This window comes from Streptococcus sp. oral taxon 431, from assembly GCF_023115445.1.
Lineage (GTDB): Bacteria > Bacillota > Bacilli > Lactobacillales > Streptococcaceae > Streptococcus.
Map to the genome: position 1 here is coordinate 183,372 of NZ_JALDUI010000002.1, position 18,875 is coordinate 202,246.

The window sequence follows — 18,875 nt, forward strand, 5'->3', positions numbered from 1 at the left end:
TTTTTTCCTCTCTAACTATTCACTAGATGGGCGTAAAATCCACCCTGAGCCAGTAAATCCATATGTGTACCCTCTTCGACAATCTTGCCCTGATCCAAAACGACAACCTTCTCTGTCCGCTCAGCAATGGTCAAGCGGTGAGCAATGAAAATCAAGGTCTTATCCAAAGCCATGAGATTATCGACAATTCGCTTCTCGGTCAAAATATCTAGACTGCTAGTCGCCTCATCCAAGATCAAGACAGGCGCATCGGTCAAGAGAGCACGCGCCAGAGCAATTCTCTGACGTTGACCACCTGAAATGCCCGCTCCATCCGAAGTCAATTCTGTCTGGTAATTCAGTGGCATCCGCTCGATATCCTCCCGAATCTCAGCCAACTCTACTGCTCTCAAAATATCCTCCTGGGTCGTCCCCTCCTTAGCTCCAAGGAGAAGATTCTCCAAAATCGTCCCATTGAAAACATAGGGTTGCTGAGGCAGGTAGTTGATATACTGGCGCAGAGCCTTTTTATCAATCTGATTAAGATTGACACCTCCCAGACTAATCTCCCCCTGACTAGGATCGTAAAAATTAACCATCATCTTAGCCAAGGTCGTCTTACCCGATCCTGAAATCCCTACAAAAGCCACTTTAGAGCCTTGTGGAATGGTTAGATTGATGTCCGACAAGACATCTCGACCATAGCCATATTTGTAGTGAACCTGCTTGAAATCCATATCTCCTTCTAGCAAGCTCAAATCTGAGACTGTTTTCTTTTCCTCAAACTCAGATGCAACCAGATAAACTTCATTGAGACGGTTATTGGCAACCTGCGCTGTCTGAAGCTTGGTTTGCAGATTGATGATATTTTCCAATGGATTGGTAAAGTAAACAAGCAAGGTATTATAGGTAATCAACTGGCCCAAACTCATCTTATTATCCATGACTAGGAGAGCCCCCATCCAGAGAATGACGACATTGAGCAAGAGATGAGCAACTTTTTTCAGAGCCTTTTGCCGACTCTCTGCCCGACTATAGGTAAAGGATTTCTTCAGATAATCCACAAATTCCTTGTCAATTTTTTGGTAACGCTGACTCTCACTGGTCAAGGACTTGATAGTCTCAATACCGTTGATGTCCTCAATGATAGAAGAAGACAGGACTGCATTAGCTTCCATGGTATCCCGATTCATCTTTTCAAAGGGCTTCATAAAGGCAAAGATAATCACTGTATAGATAGGAAGTGCCAATAAAGTCATGAAAAAGAGATTGGTATTTTGTGAAAATAAAACAAGGGAAATCATGACAACCGTTGACACATCTAGGAAAATCGAAAGGATGGTCGAAGCCAGCGCATCGATAATACTGTTAGCATCCGTGAAACGAGATACGATTTCCCCTGTCCTGCGTGTCGCAAAGAAGGACATAGGCAGATGAAAAACATGCTTGATATAGGACAAAATCACGTCAATCGACAAGCGTTGCCCCAAAATAAGCAAGAGATACTCCTGAGCGTAGGACAAGATTTGCTGGAGAATATAAACGATGACTAGCCCTATCGAAATAATTCCCAAGGTTGAACGCATCTGATCTGGCACATAAGTGTCAATGATTGACTGAAGGTAATAAGAACCCACAATGTTAATCAAGGTCACCAAGAGGGTCGCCAAAACGATATTAACAATCAAACCTCGCTGTTTCACTAATATAGGGATAAAGGAAAGCAGACCATTTTTTTGTTCCTTATGAGGCTTATAAGTCGGAGATGGTGCCATAAAAATAGTGATTCCTGTCCACTCCTTGGCAAAGCGCTCACGAGAAATCTTGGTCAGCTTAACACTAGGATCTGGATCAGCAATATGAATGTTGTTCTTGTCCTGCCCAGTCACCACATAATAATGGAGCAATTTCCCTTCCTTAAGCACATGGGCAACAAAAGGAAAGGTCAAATCTGGCAAGTCAAAGAGCGTCATATCCGCCTTGATAGCTCGTGTCTCAAAACCAATCTCCTCTGCTACCTTGACCAAGCCCAAAGCCGTCGTCCCATCCATGGTCGTCTTGGCTAATTCTCGCAAGTGAGCCAATGAATAATAGCTACCATAGTAGCCAAAAACCATAGCCAATGCAGCCACACCGCAGTCCATCTGATCCACCTGAGGACGATAATGCCGTTTACTAAATTTCATATCCTACTCCTTTTCCTAACAATCTCCAAAGAAAACTTTGTAAGATTATTTTATCCAAACAAAGAAGCAAAAAGAAAATTATTTCTAAAAAAACAATATCCGCACCTGAACAGCACTTTTTCCTACATAAAAATAGGTAGAACAAACGTCCTACCTAAAATATATATTTATAAAGATTTCTTTTTCTTCCTAATTCTTTTGTCAATCATATACAAAACTATAAATGAAAACAAGGGTGGTACAAGATAACTTTTTTCACTCATTGTCAGCTGAAATCCCAGAGTTGCTAGTATCCTAAAGATGAAAATATTCATTAAAAATAGAAAAACAAATACTAAAAAATATCCTAAAATCTTCTTCATTTCTTTTCTTCAACTTTCCTAATTTCTACACCTATTTTATCACATTTTATCAAAAAATACATGTAAAATTCCAAATAAACTATAAACGATGAAAATAGACACATCAAATGTACCTTTTGGACAAAGAAAATAGGTAGAACAAAGGTCCTACCTAGAAAATATAATGATTAATATTTCTTATCTTTTTCAATTTTTTTACGATTTGCCACAAATTTTTAAATTAACGTCTACTTCTCAAATGACGCCCATACATATAGGTAACGACTCCTAAAACACCCCAAGCTACTGCTGTAGAAGTAGTAACAATGAAACCTCCCTTAGTTACAGCCAAGTCTTCCTCTGTCATAATAGCAAATTTTTCATCCAGTTTCTTCATCTTTCATCTACTCCTTTTTAAATAATACTAGCTAATCCAATAGCTACTCCAACCAAAAGTCCTACTATTCCTGAGGCTGATATAATTATAGCCGCACATTCTTCTGAGATATTCATTTATTTCTCCATTTTTTTAGTTCTTATTTCATTGATAACAACTAAAAGATGATTATTCTATAGCATTTGCCACATACTAATAATAGTTCTCTTTAAACCTTGTCTTTACCTGAATCTAAATAACTCATCATCAAAATAAGCATCGGAACAAATAATTCTGTTTGGAAATATTTTTCAACATTAAAGGTGATTACATTTAAATCCCCCAACACGCAAAATACTCCAAAAATAATTAAAATTGCTCCCATTATATTTTTTAGATTTTTCATACAAGTCCACTTTTATCCAAATTTACGTTTTAAATCTTGACCAATTAATCGACCACCAAGGAAAATTGCCACTCCTGCACCAACCGTGGCTAAGGTAATTGATCCACCTTCTGTATTCATCAATTCTTCTTCTGTCAATTCTGTCCATTTATTTAAATTCATTTTTTCTCTCCTTATTATTACATAAAATAGCCCCAAGCAATACCACCAATTAGTAAGACACCTCCTACAACTACAGCGGAAACTGCTCCCCCATCCACTTCCATCAGCTCTTCTTCCGTAAGAGCTGCAAAGTTCTGTTCCATTTTGTCAAAGTTTGTCATTTGTTTTCTCCTTTATTTTTATAGTTTTTTGTTTGCGATTTTTAACCTTTAAACCATTTTAAAAGCCAAATTGGATAAATAACTGAAATAATCATTTCTAATCTCCTTCCTCTTCTTCTCACTTATCTATTCGAGAAATCATTTTAAAATGAATGAATAAATTTAATTTATTTAAAATACAATTTGATAAACCATGGTAATAAGATTGGTAAATACATCGCTCGAACTCCCTTCTTTTCTTCTTACTTATCTATTCGATAAAATAATTTTAAAATAAACAAATAAGTCAAATTTATTTTAAAAACCACTTGATCAACCACGGATAAAGACCTGTCACATACATCAGTAATCCCCCTTTTTTCTTCTCATCTCTTTATTCGTAAACTCATACTCTTCGAAAATCTCTTCAAACCACGTCAGCTTCACCTTGCCGTACTCAAGTACAGCCTGCGGCTAGCTTCCTAGTTTGCTCTTTGATTTTCATTGAGTATCAAATGTAAAATTTCAAAATCTTATCTTTTTTCGAGAAATAAAAAAACAACATGACTTGCATGTTGCTTTATGTTAGATTTTATCTTTAATGACCTTTAATACATTCGCCACACTTTGGAGATGATCGATTTCTTCATCACTAATTTCGATTCCAAATTCATCCTCAATGGTTAGTACGAATTCCATCAAATCTACCGAATCAGCATCCAAATCATCCTTCAAGCTCAAGGACTCTGTGACTACAAAGTCTTCCCCTTGACGTTCTTGGATAATGTTCACGACACGGTCAAAAATTTCTTTATCTGTCATATATATTATTCTCCTGAAAATTCACGCGCAGTTTGAGCAACTACGTCTGTTTCTAGCATAGTACGAATCTGACGAATCGTACTGTATACAGCCTTGGCATCACTTGAGCCATGAGTCTTAACAACCGGCGCCTTAACACCAAACAAGACCGCACCCCCAACGTCTGAATAGTTGAGTTGCTTTTTCAAACCTCTAAGACTATCCTTGAGAAGGAGAGCACCAAGTTTTGCTCGAAATCCACCACCTGTAATAGCATTTTTTAGCAAGCCCATGATCCCCATGGCTGTACCTTCAATGGATTTGAGCACAGCGTTTCCCGTGAAACCATCTGTTACGACTACATCAGCAACGCCATCCATCAAATCACGCGCTTCCACATTACCGATAAAGTTCAAACTCTCATCAGCTACTAGCAAGTCATAAGTTTCCTTGCGGAGTGGATCTCCCTTGCTGCTCTCTATCCCGTTGTTGAGCAAACCAACTCGTGGTTTTGCAATTCCACGAACATTTTTAGCGTAGAAAGATCCTAGGATGGCATATTGATGAAGGTGATGGGCTGTATTTTCTGCATTGGCACCAAGGTCTAGCATATCAAAACCTTTCCCATCAACTGTTGGTAAGGTTGACATAAGTCCAGGTCGATCAATATTCTTGATGCGACCAACGATGAAAAATCCGGCCGCAAGCAAAGCACCTGTATTTCCTGCAGAAAGAACAGCATCTGCCTCTCCATCTTTGACAGCCTTGGCCGCCAAGACCATACTGGCATTTTTCTTCTTACGGATAGCTTTTGTAGGCTCATCATCCGAATCAATTTTTTCATCTGTATGGATAATGCTGACGCGTTCTGTAGCTGTTAGATATTGCTTGATTTTGCTTTCGTCTCCGTAAAGTTGAATCTCAATATCTGAAAAGTCAGCAAGGGCTTGATTGACACCCTCAACGATGGCTTGAGGTGCGTAATCGCCACCCATTGCATCTACTGCGATTTTTTTCATTTGTCTTCCTCTTTTAGTAATTGTCCCCAATCAGCTAGGGAATCAATAAATTTCTTTGATTTTAAGTGAATTCCGACGTACTCTTCATAAATTTGATCCATGAACTGACGCAATTCTTGCTTGATTTCAGACTTGAGCGAAATAGTCTCTAAAGTCTCAAAGTTAATAGCTTGAAATTGATTGAGCAGATAGGGAATGTTTGGATTCAGATGACAACGTTTCTCGTCCTCATGGTAATGATCAGGACATAAGCAAGCACCATATTTGAAAGAAAAATCAAAGGCCTGACCCACCCGATGGCAAAAAACACACTCATTAAAATTAAGACTAATTCCAAAACGGGTCAAGATCTGAATTTCAAAAATATTGGTCAAAACTTGATAATCTAGCCCCTCTTCCATCAACTCTAAAGTCTTTTGTAAAAAAGCAAACAAGGGAGCATCTTGGTGATTGTCCTGCAAACTAGCATCTGCCAAAGCTGCCACATAGGTCGCATAGGCCATGACAAAGAGATCACTATTGATTTTTGGAAAGGTCATCACCTCATGATAGTCTTCAATATAACTAAGTCCATCATCATTGATTCGCAAAAGAAAACGAGCCAGCACCAAAGGTTGAATAACTGGAGCCAGTTTAGACTGACCGGCATGTTTGACAAAAAACATCCGCTTGCCGACCTGCTCTGTAAAAATCTTGACTAGCTTGTCATCCTCACGAAAATTACGATTGTAGAGCACCAACCCCTGACTCGTAATAGACTGAATCATGCTTCCCTCATGTACTCCCCAAGACGTTTCATAGCTTCTCTGATGGTTTCCATGCTAGCCGCATAAGACAGGCGTACATAACCTTCTCCATATTGACCAAAAGCTGCACCAGGAATAAAGGCAACAGCCTTCTTGTGGGCAAAATCCTTCAGAAAAGCAAACGAATCTTGATTGTAGCCCGCAGGAATCTTAGCAAAAATATAAAAGGCACCGTCAGGTTTGATAATCTCAAAACCAAGATTAGTCATTTTCTCGATAATGTAGTCGCGACGTTGAATATACTCTTTCCTCATAGGTTCTGCATCATCTTTACCAGCTGTTAAGGCTTCTACTGCAGCATGTTGCGCCATAGTATTCGCAGCAGTTACCAAGTACTGGTGACTCTTGATTAACTGGGCTGTGAAGTTTGCTGGTGCAAAGATAAAGCCTAAACGCCAACCTGTCATGGCATGGGATTTAGATAGACCGTTGATGATAATGGCCTGATCTCTCAGCATAGTCCCCAAAGATACATGATTTTCCCCTGTATAAGTTAATTCTGAGTAGACCTCATCACAGACAACGAAAATCTCATACTTACGTAAAACGTCTGCCAAGGCTTCTAATTGCTCGCGACTATAAGTAATTCCTGTAGGATTGGCTGGATAGTTGAGAATAACTGCCTTGAGCTTGTCCCCCTGCTCCAAAATTGCCTTTTCCAACATCTCAGGCGTCAAAACAAAACCATTTTCAGTTGTATCAATTTCGACAATCTCTGCACCAACTAGATTAACTATTGGCTCATAGCCAGGATAGGCAGGAGCTGGCAAGAGAACCTTGTCTCCTTCCTCCAAAATGGCTGTCAAAGTAGCTGATAAAGCTTCTGTCGCACCAATTGTAACCAAGATTTCATTTTCAGGATTGTAGTCCAACTGATACTTTTCTTTTACAAAATCACTAGCTGCTTGGCGTAAGGTCAACAAACCGCTCATCCCTGTATAGTAGGATTGGTCTTGATCGATGGCTCGCTTTGCAGCCTCCTTGACATGATCTGGCGTTGTAAAATCTGGTTCTCCCAAGGTCAACCGCAGGACTCCAGGAATCTCTGAAATAGCCTGGTCAAACTGACGAATCAAGGAAACTTGAATCTTATCTAATTGTTTATTAAAGCGCTTGGTTAAGTCCATAGATACCCTCCTTGCTTAAAGAATATATGTCTATTATACTACAAAAGCTCTCTGACCGCAAAATTCCATTTAATGACAGCCTAATTCCTACTTTCTATTTACTTTTCTTCTGGACAAGACTATAATAAGAAGTACTTATTTTAGGAGGTTTTTATGTCATTTCTATCAAAAAATGGGGCCGGACTTTTAGCCTGTCTTATCATTTCCATCATCTCTTGGACCTTAGGGAGCTTCTTGCCTGTTATTGGGGCACCTGTTTTTGCCATCTTTATCGGTATGATTCTCCACCCCTTTCTCACTTCCTTTAAACAACTGGATGCCGGTTTGACTTACAGCTCCAAGAAATTGCTTCAGTATGCTGTTATCTTGCTTGGGTTTGGGCTCAATATCTCGCAAGTCTTCGCAGTTGGAAAATCTTCCCTTCCTGTCATTCTATCTACCATTTCTATAGCCTTGATTGTAGCTTATCTTTTCCAACGCTTTTTTGATTTAGATACAAAACTAGCTACCTTGATCGGTGTTGGTTCCTCTATCTGTGGAGGTTCTGCCATTGCAGCGACAGCTCCCGTCATCCATGCCAAGGAAAAAGAAGTCGCCCAAGCCATCTCTGTTATCTTTTTCTTCAATGTCTTAGCAGCGCTTATTTTCCCAACCCTAGGAACCTGGCTTCACCTATCAAATGAGGGCTTCTCCCTCTTTTCAGGTACTGCGGTCAATGATACTTCCTCTGTAACAGCCACTGCCAGCGCCTGGGATAGTCTTTACCACACAAACACTCTTGAGTCTGCTACCATTGTCAAATTGACACGCACCTTAGCTATCATTCCCATCACTCTCTTCCTCTCCTACTGGCAAAGCCGTCAACAAGGCAACAACCACGGAGTAAAACTTAAAAAAATCTTCCCTATTTTCATTCTCTACTTCATCCTAGCTTCCCTGCTAACCACCGTCCTTACTTCCTTCGGTGTCAGCAGTAGTTTCTTTACCCCTCTCAAACAACTGTCTAAATTCCTCATCATCATGGCCATGAGCGCTATCGGCCTCAAAACCAATCTCATTGCCATGATCAAATCCAGTGGTAAATCCATTCTTCTTGGTGCCCTCTGCTGGATTGCCATCATCCTGACTAGTCTCGGGATGCAAACGCTCATCGGTATTTTCTAATACTCTTCGAAAATCAAATTCAAACCACGTCAACGTCGCCTTGCCGTAGATATGTGTTACTGACTTCGTCAGTTCTATCTACAACCTCAAAGCAGTGCTTTGAGCAACCTGCGGCTAGTTTCCTAGTTTGCTCTTTGATTTTCATTGAGTATAACACAAAAGGTAGCCCGCAAGCTACCTTTTTATTGTTCAAGTATTAAGCGTGTATGTTCTCTCTTAATACAACGGTTCATCACGATATCATCGCAACCTCCAGCACGCAAAATTTCTTCCGCTTCTAGACTTTCAAGTCCTAGTTGCGCCCAGAAAATCTTAGCATCTGCCTTGAGAAAATCACGCGCCACATCAGGTAGAAACTCACTACGACGATAGACATTGACGATATCTACGGGGAAAGGAATCTCAGCTAGACTGGCATAAGCCTTTTCTCCCAAGATTTCCCCACCTGCAGCCTTAGGGTTTACTGGTATGATTTTATAGCCACGAGCCTGCATTTCCTTGGTCACTCGATTGCTAGTTGTTTCTTCACGATCAGACAAGCCCACTACTGCTAGAGTCTTACTAGTTGCTAGATACTGACGAATCACACCATCACTTGGATTGATAAATTCTTGAGTCATAAAAATCCTCCTTTTTCATCAGTATAGCATATTTTGAAAGGGTTTGCAGAATTCTGCTACCAAAAAACTCCCAACAAGGTCTATCACTTTGTTAGGAGTTTTGTCTTATCCAATGAATTCGTTAGATTTTTTTCTCAATACTAAATAATGGAGATAGAGGACGTTTTTCGTGGATACGGACGATAGCATCCGCAAGAAGGTGAGCAATAGAGATTTGCTCAATCTTATCAATCAAACGTTCTTCTGGTAAGTAGATGGTATCCAAAACAACTAATTTTTTAATCGCTGATTTCTGGATATTGTCCATAGCAGGCCCTGAAAGAACTGGGTGCGTACAGCTTGCGTAAACTTCGACAGCACCAGCTTCTGCAAGAGCATCCGCCGCATGGCAAATAGTTCCAGCTGTATCGATCATATCGTCAATCAAAATACAAGTCTTACCTTCTACCTTACCAATGATGTTCATCACTTCACTGGTATTCATCTTGTCCACGCTACGACGTTTATCAATAATGGCAATCGGAGTTTTCAAAAACTCTGCCAATTTACGAGCACGAGTCACCCCACCATGGTCCGGACTGACAACCACATAGTCAGAACCAACCATGCCACGACGCTCAAAGTAGTCTGCAATTAAAGGAGCACCCATCAAGTGATCGACAGGAATATCAAAAAATCCCTGAATCTGCGCAGCATGCAAGTCAATCGTCAACAAACGATCCACTCCAGCCACTTCTAGCATATTTGCCACAAGTTTTGAAGTGATTGGCTCACGCGCTCTCGCTTTTCTATCCTGACGTGCATAGCCATAGTAAGGCATAACAACGTTGACAGATTCTGCACTGGCGCGTTTCAAAGCATCTACCATAATCAAAATTTCTAGCAGATTGTCATTTACAGGTGAGCTAGTTGATTGTAGGATAAAGACGTGTTTTCCACGGATCGATTCTTCGATATTAACTTGAATTTCTCCATCTGAAAATTGACGTACAGTCGATTTTCCCAACTCTATCCCAATCTCTTGCGCCACACGCTCTGCCAATTCTCTATTTGAAGAAAGGGCAAACAGCTTTAAATCAGAAAAAGACATGATTTCCTCCAGTATTTATGTATCACTTGTGTTTTTTCACAACATTTTTCCAACTACCATTGTAGCGCTTTTTTCTTGATTTTTCAATAAAAAATAAGACAAGAATGGACATTTATCCTCTTGTCTTGTGCTCATTTATATTCCTTATATTCAAGCTGAAATGTGACAACTTAGACATTCTATCTCATAGGAAGATAGGAACTCACAAAGGAAAAGTTAGTATACCTCTCTCATACTGCCTGTATCTACATCATAAACAGCCCCTGAAATAACCACATCATCTGGAATCAATGGGCATTCTCGAAGTAACTGCATATCCTCACGAACACTCTCCTCAACGTCTTGAAAAGGGAGAAAATCTTGACCCGAGACATCAACCCCTAATTCAGTTTTTAAATGTTCTTGAAACTCTTCGTTTTGAAATGTCTGAGCACCACAGTCTGTATGATGAAGAACCACAATCTCTCTTGTTCCCATTTGTTGCTGAGAAATCACGAGTGAGCGAATCATATCGTCTGTCACTCGACCGCCCGCATTCCGTAAAATGTGAGCATCTCCAAGTGCTAACCCCAAAGCTTGTGCAACGTGCAAACGTGAGTCCATACAAGTCACAATGGCTACTCTTGTTTTCGGCTTGATTGGCAGATTTAACTGCCCATGCAGGGCAACATAAGCCTGGTTGGCTTGCATAAACTGTTCAAAATACGACACGATTTCCCCCTTTAAAAATTTGATAATCAAATATTTCTCCTATCTTATCACTTTTAAGAGTATTTGTCAGCTGTCAACCTCCCTATTAAAAAACCAGGACAGAGACATCCAGCTTCTAGCTTGGGTTTCTGCCCTAGTTTTTTTATTATTATGAACCTTTTTGAATATACTTGTTAAGAGAGCCTGCAAAGCTTTGAAGATTGAGACTTTGTACATAGACCTCACCGGTACCTCGGAAGGTATTCACCACTCCTTCGCCTGTACCAATAGACTGCCAGAAGCCATTTTCTAAGTGGATATTATAGTCCAAAGATTGACTCCAAGCTACCACATGGGCATTGTCGATGGTTATTTCTTGGTTTTGCAGCTCAATTTTCTTAATAGAGCCAAAAGCATTGGCCAAAAGAGTTCCCTGACCTTGGGTAGTCATAACAAAAAGACCACCTTGACCTCCGAACAGAGCTTTTCCAATAGATTGACGTTCCATTGTATAGAAGGCTGTACCATCAAGAGCTAGAAAGGCCCCATCATTCAATCGATACTGCTTTTCACCTAGCTCAAGAGCAATCACTTGACCAGGAGTATCTGGTGCTAAAGCAAGATGTCCGTTATCAGACTCTGCAATAGCTTGAGTAATGAAGGTACTTTCACCAGAAACCATAGAACGTCCTACAGCTTTGACAAAACGTCCCAAACCAGAACCACTCGCATTAAGTTGGGTATTGAGGCTGACATTAGGTGTGTGGTAAACCATGCTACCGCGCTGGATAAAGACTGTTTCTCCTTGGTTGAGCGATAACTCTACCAAAGGAAATTGCATTTGACTATCCATAGAAAATTTCATCAGAAATTCCTCCTTGTTTTTAATAAATATTAGCTATAAAGTGTTTTGCAATCTAAAACTGAGTAAGACTATTAGGCAAATACTTTTTTCAAGACTTCTCCGATAGTCGTCACTCCAATCACCTGAATTTCCTTAGGTGGCTTAATACCTGTCAAGGAATTTTTCGGTACATAGATTTTTGTAAATCCAAGTTTCGCTGCTTCATTGATGCGCTGCTCGATACGATTCACGCGCCGAATTTCTCCAGTCAAACCTAATTCTCCTACAAAACATTCCTGAGGATTGGTTGGCTTGTCCTTATAGCTCGAAGCTATAGCAACCGCAACTGCCAAATCAATAGCAGGCTCATCCAATTTGACACCACCAGCAGATTTGAGATAAGCATCCTGATTTTGGAGAAGCAAACCTGCCCGTTTCTCCAAAACAGCCATAATCAAGCTAGCACGATTGAAATCAAGGCCTGTTGTAGTCCGCTTGGCATTTCCAAACATGGTCGGTGTCACCAAGGCCTGAACCTCCGCAAGAATAGGACGGGTTCCTTCCATGGTCACCACGATGGACGAACCAGTTGCTCCATCCAAACGCTCTTCTAGGAAAACTTGACTCGGATTGAGTACCTCAACCAAACCGCCCGACCGCATCTCAAAAATCCCAATCTCATTGGTGGAGCCAAAACGGTTTTTGACCGCTCTCAAAATACGAAAGGTGTGGTGACGCTCTCCTTCAAAGTAAAGTACTGTATCCACCATATGCTCCAACATACGAGGCCCAGCCAGAGTGCCCTCCTTGGTCACATGACCTACAATAAAGATGGCAATGTTATTGGTTTTTGCCAGCTGCATGAGTTCTGCAGTCACCTCACGCACCTGAGACACAGAACCTTGAACTCCAGAAATCTCAGGAGACATAATAGTCTGAATAGAGTCGATAATAAGAAAGTCTGGTTGGATTCGCTCCACCTCAGCTCTCACGCTCTGCATATTGGTCTCTGCATAGAGATAAAACTCGCTATCAATATCACCTAAACGCTCTGCACGGAGTTTGATTTGCTGAGCAGACTCCTCCCCACTGACATAGAGAACTGTCCCTACTTGAGACAGCTGGGTTGAGACTTGTAAGAGAAGGGTTGATTTTCCAATACCTGGATCTCCACCAATTAGGACGAGACTCCCTGGTACCACACCCCCACCGAGTACACGGTTGAACTCCTCCATTTCGGTCTTTGTTCGATTGACATTGATGGAGGTCACTTCAGCCAGTTTCATAGGCTTGGTTTTCTCCCCTGTCAAGGACACACGCGCATTCTTGACCTCTGCAATCTCAACTTCCTCAACAAAAGAAGACCAAGATCCACAGTTAGGACAACGTCCTAAATATTTAGGGGAATTATATCCACAATTCTGACATATAAATGTCGCTTTTTTCTTTGCGATGATTCTAATCCTTTCATTTTTAAAATCTCTTATTAATTTTCCAAATCAGTAACTATTTCTTTTCAGAACAATCAGTCCACCATCATCCACATGGACATAATACTCCCCATCAGGACTAAATCCAAAAATATAGGGTAAATAACCTTTATAAATTTGAGTCCTAGTTTCTTTATTCTCTTCCCAATAAATGGTTAAAATCGGATATTCTTCAGATTGGTCTTTATCCATTGTCACTCGGATGTCTTTACCATTATACAAAGGAAGGCTTCCACCATATTGTCCAGCGATAGGGATAGGAGAATCGTAACCTTCACACATAGCTACTAACTCTATCTCATCGTAATCCCCATCTATTAGAGTGACTTGACTTTTTTCACTATCGATGATGGACATATATTCTGAAGAAATGCAAAGGATTTTTTGATAGTCTACTGGAAGAAAAGCCAAGTAAAGAAAACCTCCAATACTAATCTCAGACACCTTCTTATACCCTTGACAATTTTCTGCGGTAAAAGCTTGAAAATCCTTATAGCTCATTTAATTGTGCTTCTTTCTATATCTCTATCTCACACTCAATCACTTGGCAAAAATCAATCTTCTCATTTGACACAAACTGGCGCATGAGCATTCGATGAGTGACAACAACGACTGTCTGATAGTCTCGATACTTGCGCATAGAGTCTAGAAACCGAGACCTCATTTCCTCAGCTGTCTCATATTGAATAGGACTATTAGGAGATAACTCCCCATTATTTCCTAGAAACAGAGTACGAGCTTTTTCAAAATTCTCTACGCCACTTTCATAGACTTGCCATTCATGCAATAATGGCTCCACTCTCAAAGGAAGTCCAGTAGCACAAGCCACATAGCTAGCAGTCTCTAAAGCTCTTGTGACTGCAGAAGAAACTAGTAGATCAGCTGAGTGTAGCAAAGAATTTTTGCTCAGTTCCTGAGCTTGCTGTCTTCCCTCCTCTGATAAGGGCGCCAAATCCATCCCGAATCCAGTATAGGAACGCTCCTCTAACTCACGGTAATCTGGCTCCCCGTGACGTACAAAGATAATCTTCATCTTAGTGCCCAGTTGATCCAAATCCACCGGTCCGAACACCATCTGCCGCATCGCCATCCGCAATCAAAAATGGAGCAAAGACAGCCTGAACCACACGTTCCCCAACTTCAAGAACAACCTCTTGATCTGTGATATTCTTCATCTGTGCAAAGATATGTCCTTCATTTCCTGGATTGCCATAGTAGTCTCCATCAATGACCCCCACAGAGTTGATCAAGACCAATCCCTTCTTACGAGGATTTGATGAACGGTCATAGAGATAGAGCACTTCTGTTGGTTGCATATAGGCCTTAACACCCGTAGGGACGAGAACAATCTCTCCCGTAGCAATAACCGTACGTTCTGCAACTTTTAGATCGTAACCAGCTGCATGTGCTGTCTCACGCTTGGGCAGCAAATTTTCATCTGTAAAACTAGAAACTAATTCAAAACCACGAATTTTCATATTTTCCCTCTTTTTAAATCTTATATTCTAGGCTATTTTATCTTATTTATTCGAAAAAAGCACGAAAAATCTTCTATATAAAATAAAGAAAAGCGTCCTATCAAAAAGCAAATAATAAAATCATACCGCAAAAATTTAAAGATATTTCAAATGTCCCTTATTTTCCCTTTTATTAACAAACTCATTCTTTTTTAGCCACACTTAAACTGTTTTCTTTAAAGCAGAAAAAAAGAGCACACAATTCACTTCGCTTAGGGCTGCTGGATTCCTCCCCTGACCCGCTTCACGCAGAACTGTTGCTCCACTATTTATTATATCACATTCCTCTTCATTTTAAAAGCAAAATTATTTTTTCCGTCTATTTCTAAAAAAATCCTGCATAATAGCTGCACATTCATCTTCCAAAATTCCCGTTTCAACCTCTACACGATGGTTAAGACGCTCATCTGTCAAGATATCATACAGACTTCCAGCTGCACCAAATTTCTGATTTTTAGCCCCATAGACTACCTTTGGGATACGGGCAAGCCCAATCGCCCCGCTGCACATCACACAAGGCTCAATGGTCACAAAAAGTGTGCAGTCCAACAAACGCCAGCTCTCTTCCCTCAGATTCGCATTCTCGATGGCCATAATTTCCGCATGCATGACCGCACGTTGCAACTCCTCACGTGCATTGTGCCCCCGACCAATGATTTCTCCATCCTTTACAATTACGCAACCTATTGGGATTTCATCATGTTCTAGAGCAATCTCTGCCTCCTTTAAGGCCTCTCGCATAAATGCTTCTTTTTCTTCAACTGAATAATCCATAGTTTCTCTCTTTTCCTGCTTATTATCTTTTTAAATCTCTTCCAAATATATCAGAATTTCCTTAGCATTAATGTAATACCAACATCTGCAACTTCAAAATAATATCTTTATCGATTCATAACTAATTTACTCTTTAATTTTCACTGACTATCATCAATTTTATCATTATACCATGTTTCACTACATAAAAAAAGCCACCGAATGCGGTGACTTTATAGGGAGATTATTATGAAAAAGAAAAGTTTAGGATATTTGTTACAACAAGTTAGGAGGTCTTCTTGTAACTGTCTATAGTATACCCGACCTATCTTAAACAAATCTTAAAAATCTCTTACGACCAAACACTTTCTAAAATATTTGTTTGTTCACGACCAGGACCTACTGAGAAAGTAGAAATACGAACGCCAACCAATTCACTCACACGACGAACGTAGTTACGCGCATTCTCAGGAAGATCCTCCAAATTACGAACTCCAGTGATATCTTCTGACCAACCTGGCAACTCTTCATAGATAGGCTTGCAACGTTTCAATTGCTCAAGACTAGCTGGATAGTAATCAATACGTTGACCATCCAGATCATAAGCCACACAGATTTTCACCGTATCCAAACCACTCAAAACATCGATAGAGTTCAATGAAAGGTTAGTAATACCAGAAACGCGACGGCTATGACGCATGACAACTGAATCAAACCAACCCACACGACGTGGACGACCAGTTGTTGTACCATATTCATGACCTACTTCACGGATACGTTCTCCTACTTCATCAAACAACTCAGTTGGGAAAGGACCGTCTCCTACACGACTCGTATAGGCTTTACATACACCTACAACCTTGTCAATCTTACTTGGACCGACACCTGAACCAATTGTCACCCCACCAGCTACAGGGTTTGATGACGTAACAAATGGATAAGTACCTTGATCGATATCTAGCATAACACCCTGTGCACCTTCAAAAAGCACACGTTTACCATTATCAAGCGCATCATTCAAGATAACAGATGTATCTGTCACATATTTCTTGATTTGTTGACCATATTCATAATATTCTTCAAAAATATCATCAAATGAAATAGGTTCGCTATCATACAATTTTACAAATTGACGATTTTTCTCAGCAAGATTTCGTTCTAAACGTTCACGGAAAATCTCTTTATCCAAAAGATCTGCAATACGGATTCCAACACGAGCAGCCTTATCCATATAAGCTGGTCCGATACCCTTGATAGTAGTACCAATTTTATTTTCACCCTTAGCTTCTTCTTGCAGACGGTCTAACTCGATGTGATACGGCAAAATAACATGCGCACGATCAGAAATACGTAGATTATCTGTTGTAACACCTTCATCATGAAGATAGCTCAACTCTTTCACAAGTGATTTAGGATTTACAACCATCCCATTCCCAATAACAGAAATTTTTTCAGGGAAGAAAATTCCAGAAGGAATCAAGTGCAACTTAAATTTCTTTCCATCGATCACAATTGTGTGACCAGCATTATCGCCACCTTGGTAACGTGCAATCACTTCTGCATTAGCTGAAAGGAAGTCCGTAATCTTCCCTTTACCTTCATCACCCCACTGGGTACCTACAACAACAACTGAAGTCATAATCTTGTCTGAGCCCTTAGGCTCTTCCTTTCTCACATACATGGCAGGAATCTCACCTGCAATTATATCTTACAATTTATTATAATAAAGATTCTCAATTTTTTCAAGACCAAAGACCAGAAACATTAGGGAATTAGAGAAAATTAGAAAATTAATATTAAAAAAATATTGTAAATTTATATTATGAAAAGAAAAAACTATAAAATCGTTCGGAAATATGAAAATTATAAATTATCCCCCAACACAGTCATTTGAAATCAATAGCTGTTCAATGTACAAACGGTAGCAAGCTCTATAGTGGAAAGAAAATAAAGGATGCATAATATCAAGCTTGTATCGAACTAAATAATAGAGTAAAAATCTAAGATGAAAAACTTCCCATTCTAAATCATTATCTACTAAATAACTATATTCCTTTTCAATAACATCATAAAAATCAAGATATTGTTTATAAATCTGTTCAATCATTTTATTTGACTCCATTTCTATTGATAAAATGAGTATAACAAAAAAATAGAAGAACCTGTGAAAATACTTCTATCATGTACTATAATGAATATTCAAATAAATAACAGATAAAGACAACTAACAGATTAGGTGCACAATACTACATTTCAAAAAAAGATCTAAAATTTTCCTAATGAAAGAGAAACAAATACTGTCTAAACTATGATGGCAAGACCACACAATCCACTAAAGATTTACTTATAAGACCTATTAAAAAAAACTTAAAATAAAACACTCAAATCTAACAAACTTATAAAAATATTAAATATTAATAAAGTGGCAAATATAAAAAGACAAAAATGACCTCTGAAAGATAAATCATGACAACCCGTCTAACAGGTGTTTTGAACCAGGACTATAAGCCCAAATTACCAGCCAGCGCCTAAAAACGCTGGCTTTCACCTTGTTCAAGCTGGCTCGTCACTCGCCTCTTAAAGAGGCCTTGGTATTACTTACCACTATCTCTAAAGGGATCCTCATATTCTTTTACACTCAATTTATCTAGTGCTATATCATGCTTTACTCGTTCTCAAATTTTCATACTCGTGAAGAAATCATCCACTGGATAATTTCTTTAATCTTGAATATATTTCTTAATTGTGGCTTCATTGAGTCCAACCGTACTCACATAATAACCTTCCGCCCAAAAATGACGATTCCCAAACTTGTACTTGAGATTAGCGTGTTTGTCATACATCATGAGTGCACTTTTACCTTTTAAATACCCCATGAAACTTGAAACACTTATACTCGGTGGAATACTGACTAACATATGTACATGGTCTGGCATTAAGTGACCCTCGATAATCTCAACTCCTTTATAACTACACAAGCGATGAAATATTTCGCCTAAACTACTTCGATATTGATTATAGATTACTTTTCGTCTATACTTAGGGGTGAACACAATATGATACTTACAGTGCCACTTTGTGTGCGATAAACTATGTGCCTTTTGTGCCATATTTTTCTCCTTTCGCTTTACAATTGGCTTGAACACCTTTATTGTATCGCATTTGGAGTTTTTGAGGTATAACCTTCGACGCGCACCTACATAGCGGGTGTTTTTTTGTCTCGCTCCGTGAGGTGCGAGACAGACTGAAAGTAACATAAAAAAAGACGTTCCAAGGAACGTCTACATACTCCGCCAGTAGGACTCGAACCTACGACATCATGATTAACAGTCATGCGCTACTACCAACTGAGCTATGGCGGATT

Annotated in this window: 22 protein-coding genes, 1 tRNA gene, 1 other RNA gene and 1 pseudogene; 1 reads left to right on the plus strand and 24 read right to left on the minus strand. The window is 39.6% G+C overall.

The features are described from left to right. Positions 1-11 precede the first annotated feature (11 nt). The 10 genes from comA to M1R56_RS02775 all read right to left on the minus strand — a co-directional run bounded on the left by comA (position 12) and on the right by M1R56_RS02775 (position 7,343). Positions 12-2,165 (minus strand): peptide cleavage/export ABC transporter, encoded by a 2,154-nt coding sequence (comA, locus tag M1R56_RS02730; protein ID WP_248034518.1) that lies wholly within the window; start codon positions 2,163-2,165, stop codon positions 12-14. Between the two features lie 167 nt (positions 2,166-2,332). Then, positions 2,333-2,527, minus strand: a complete 195-nt coding sequence (locus tag M1R56_RS02735; protein ID WP_248034519.1) for a hypothetical protein — start codon at positions 2,525-2,527, stop codon at positions 2,333-2,335. Between the two features lie 220 nt (positions 2,528-2,747). Then, positions 2,748-2,903 carry a hypothetical protein gene (locus tag M1R56_RS02740; RefSeq protein WP_248034520.1) on the minus strand — a complete coding sequence of 52 codons (156 nt, stop codon included), beginning with the start codon at positions 2,901-2,903 and terminating at the stop codon, positions 2,748-2,750. 208 nt (positions 2,904-3,111) lie between these two features. Further along, positions 3,112-3,288 (minus strand): hypothetical protein, encoded by a 177-nt coding sequence (locus M1R56_RS02745; protein ID WP_248034521.1) that lies wholly within the window; start codon positions 3,286-3,288, stop codon positions 3,112-3,114. Positions 3,289-3,300: 12 nt separating this feature from the next. Then, positions 3,301-3,450 (minus strand): class IIb bacteriocin, lactobin A/cerein 7B family, encoded by a 150-nt coding sequence (locus tag M1R56_RS02750; protein ID WP_075229711.1) that lies wholly within the window; start codon positions 3,448-3,450, stop codon positions 3,301-3,303. Between the two features lie 17 nt (positions 3,451-3,467). Beyond that, positions 3,468-3,611, minus strand: coding sequence for a class IIb bacteriocin, lactobin A/cerein 7B family (locus M1R56_RS02755; protein WP_248034522.1), 144 nt, complete (start codon positions 3,609-3,611; stop codon positions 3,468-3,470). Positions 3,612-4,175: 564 nt separating this feature from the next. Next, entirely contained in the window at positions 4,176-4,412 is a 237-nt protein-coding gene (locus tag M1R56_RS02760) for an acyl carrier protein (RefSeq protein ID WP_248034523.1), read from the minus strand. 5 nt (positions 4,413-4,417) lie between these two features. Continuing rightward, positions 4,418-5,410, minus strand: coding sequence for a phosphate acyltransferase PlsX (gene plsX / locus M1R56_RS02765; protein ID WP_248034524.1), 993 nt, complete (start codon positions 5,408-5,410; stop codon positions 4,418-4,420). Beyond that, the gene (gene recO, locus M1R56_RS02770) at positions 5,407-6,177 is read right to left on the minus strand and encodes a DNA repair protein RecO (protein WP_075226983.1); all 771 of its coding nucleotides are present in this window, start codon (positions 6,175-6,177) and stop codon (positions 5,407-5,409) included. Before recO ends, plsX begins: the two co-directional genes overlap by 4 nt. Continuing rightward, entirely contained in the window at positions 6,174-7,343 is a 1,170-nt protein-coding gene (locus tag M1R56_RS02775; protein ID WP_248034525.1) for a pyridoxal phosphate-dependent aminotransferase, read from the minus strand. The genes recO and M1R56_RS02775 overlap by 4 nt, the downstream gene beginning before the upstream one ends. A gap of 153 nt (positions 7,344-7,496) precedes the next feature. Here M1R56_RS02775 and M1R56_RS02780 point away from each other — a divergent pair, with 153 nt between their 5' ends. After that, positions 7,497-8,507 (plus strand): YeiH family protein, encoded by a 1,011-nt coding sequence (locus tag M1R56_RS02780; RefSeq protein WP_153225594.1) that lies wholly within the window; start codon positions 7,497-7,499, stop codon positions 8,505-8,507. Positions 8,508-8,689: 182 nt separating this feature from the next. On the opposite strand, the gene M1R56_RS02785 is transcribed toward M1R56_RS02780, so the two are convergent. The 14 genes and pseudogenes from M1R56_RS02785 to M1R56_RS02850 form a co-directional block, all read right to left on the minus strand. Beyond that, a complete protein-coding gene (locus M1R56_RS02785; protein ID WP_153225593.1) occupies positions 8,690-9,127 on the minus strand; it encodes a CoA-binding protein in 438 nt (145 codons plus the stop codon). Positions 9,128-9,248: 121 nt separating this feature from the next. After that, positions 9,249-10,217, minus strand: coding sequence for a ribose-phosphate diphosphokinase (locus tag M1R56_RS02790; protein ID WP_075231173.1), 969 nt, complete (start codon positions 10,215-10,217; stop codon positions 9,249-9,251). A gap of 216 nt (positions 10,218-10,433) precedes the next feature. Beyond that, positions 10,434-10,928: a carbonic anhydrase gene (locus tag M1R56_RS02795; protein WP_006147430.1), complete on the minus strand. Its 495-nt coding sequence runs from the start codon at positions 10,926-10,928 to the stop codon at positions 10,434-10,436. A 148-nt stretch (positions 10,929-11,076) separates the two neighbouring features. Beyond that, positions 11,077-11,772, minus strand: a complete 696-nt coding sequence (locus tag M1R56_RS02800) for a TIGR00266 family protein (RefSeq protein WP_248034526.1) — start codon at positions 11,770-11,772, stop codon at positions 11,077-11,079. Between the two features lie 71 nt (positions 11,773-11,843). Next, a complete protein-coding gene (gene radA / locus M1R56_RS02805; RefSeq protein WP_348982763.1) occupies positions 11,844-13,238 on the minus strand; it encodes a DNA repair protein RadA in 1,395 nt (464 codons plus the stop codon). A 12-nt stretch (positions 13,239-13,250) separates the two neighbouring features. After that, entirely contained in the window at positions 13,251-13,742 is a 492-nt protein-coding gene (locus tag M1R56_RS02810; protein ID WP_248034527.1) for a hypothetical protein, read from the minus strand. 16 nt (positions 13,743-13,758) lie between these two features. After that, entirely contained in the window at positions 13,759-14,316 is a 558-nt protein-coding gene (locus M1R56_RS02815) for a histidine phosphatase family protein (protein WP_248034528.1), read from the minus strand. Continuing rightward, positions 14,276-14,719, minus strand: a complete 444-nt coding sequence (locus M1R56_RS02820; protein WP_248034529.1) for a dUTP diphosphatase — start codon at positions 14,717-14,719, stop codon at positions 14,276-14,278. The genes M1R56_RS02815 and M1R56_RS02820 overlap by 41 nt, the downstream gene beginning before the upstream one ends. A 215-nt stretch (positions 14,720-14,934) precedes the next feature. Next, an RNA gene (ffs, locus tag M1R56_RS02825) (signal recognition particle sRNA small type) lies at positions 14,935-15,029 on the minus strand. Positions 15,030-15,064: 35 nt separating this feature from the next. Continuing rightward, positions 15,065-15,532, minus strand: coding sequence for a tRNA adenosine(34) deaminase TadA (tadA, locus tag M1R56_RS02830; RefSeq protein WP_248034530.1), 468 nt, complete (start codon positions 15,530-15,532; stop codon positions 15,065-15,067). A 331-nt stretch (positions 15,533-15,863) separates the two neighbouring features. Beyond that, entirely contained in the window at positions 15,864-17,150 is a 1,287-nt protein-coding gene (locus tag M1R56_RS02835; RefSeq protein ID WP_248034538.1) for an adenylosuccinate synthase, read from the minus strand. Between the two features lie 231 nt (positions 17,151-17,381). After that, on the minus strand, positions 17,382-17,618 hold the full coding sequence (gene comW / locus M1R56_RS02840; protein WP_248034531.1) for a sigma(X)-activator ComW: 237 nt from the start codon (positions 17,616-17,618) through the stop codon (positions 17,382-17,384). Between the two features lie 487 nt (positions 17,619-18,105). After that, positions 18,106-18,621: pseudogene (gene tnpA / locus M1R56_RS02845) on the minus strand (IS200/IS605 family transposase). Between the two features lie 178 nt (positions 18,622-18,799). Beyond that, positions 18,800-18,873 (minus strand) — tRNA-Asn (locus M1R56_RS02850). Positions 18,874-18,875 lie beyond the last annotated feature (2 nt).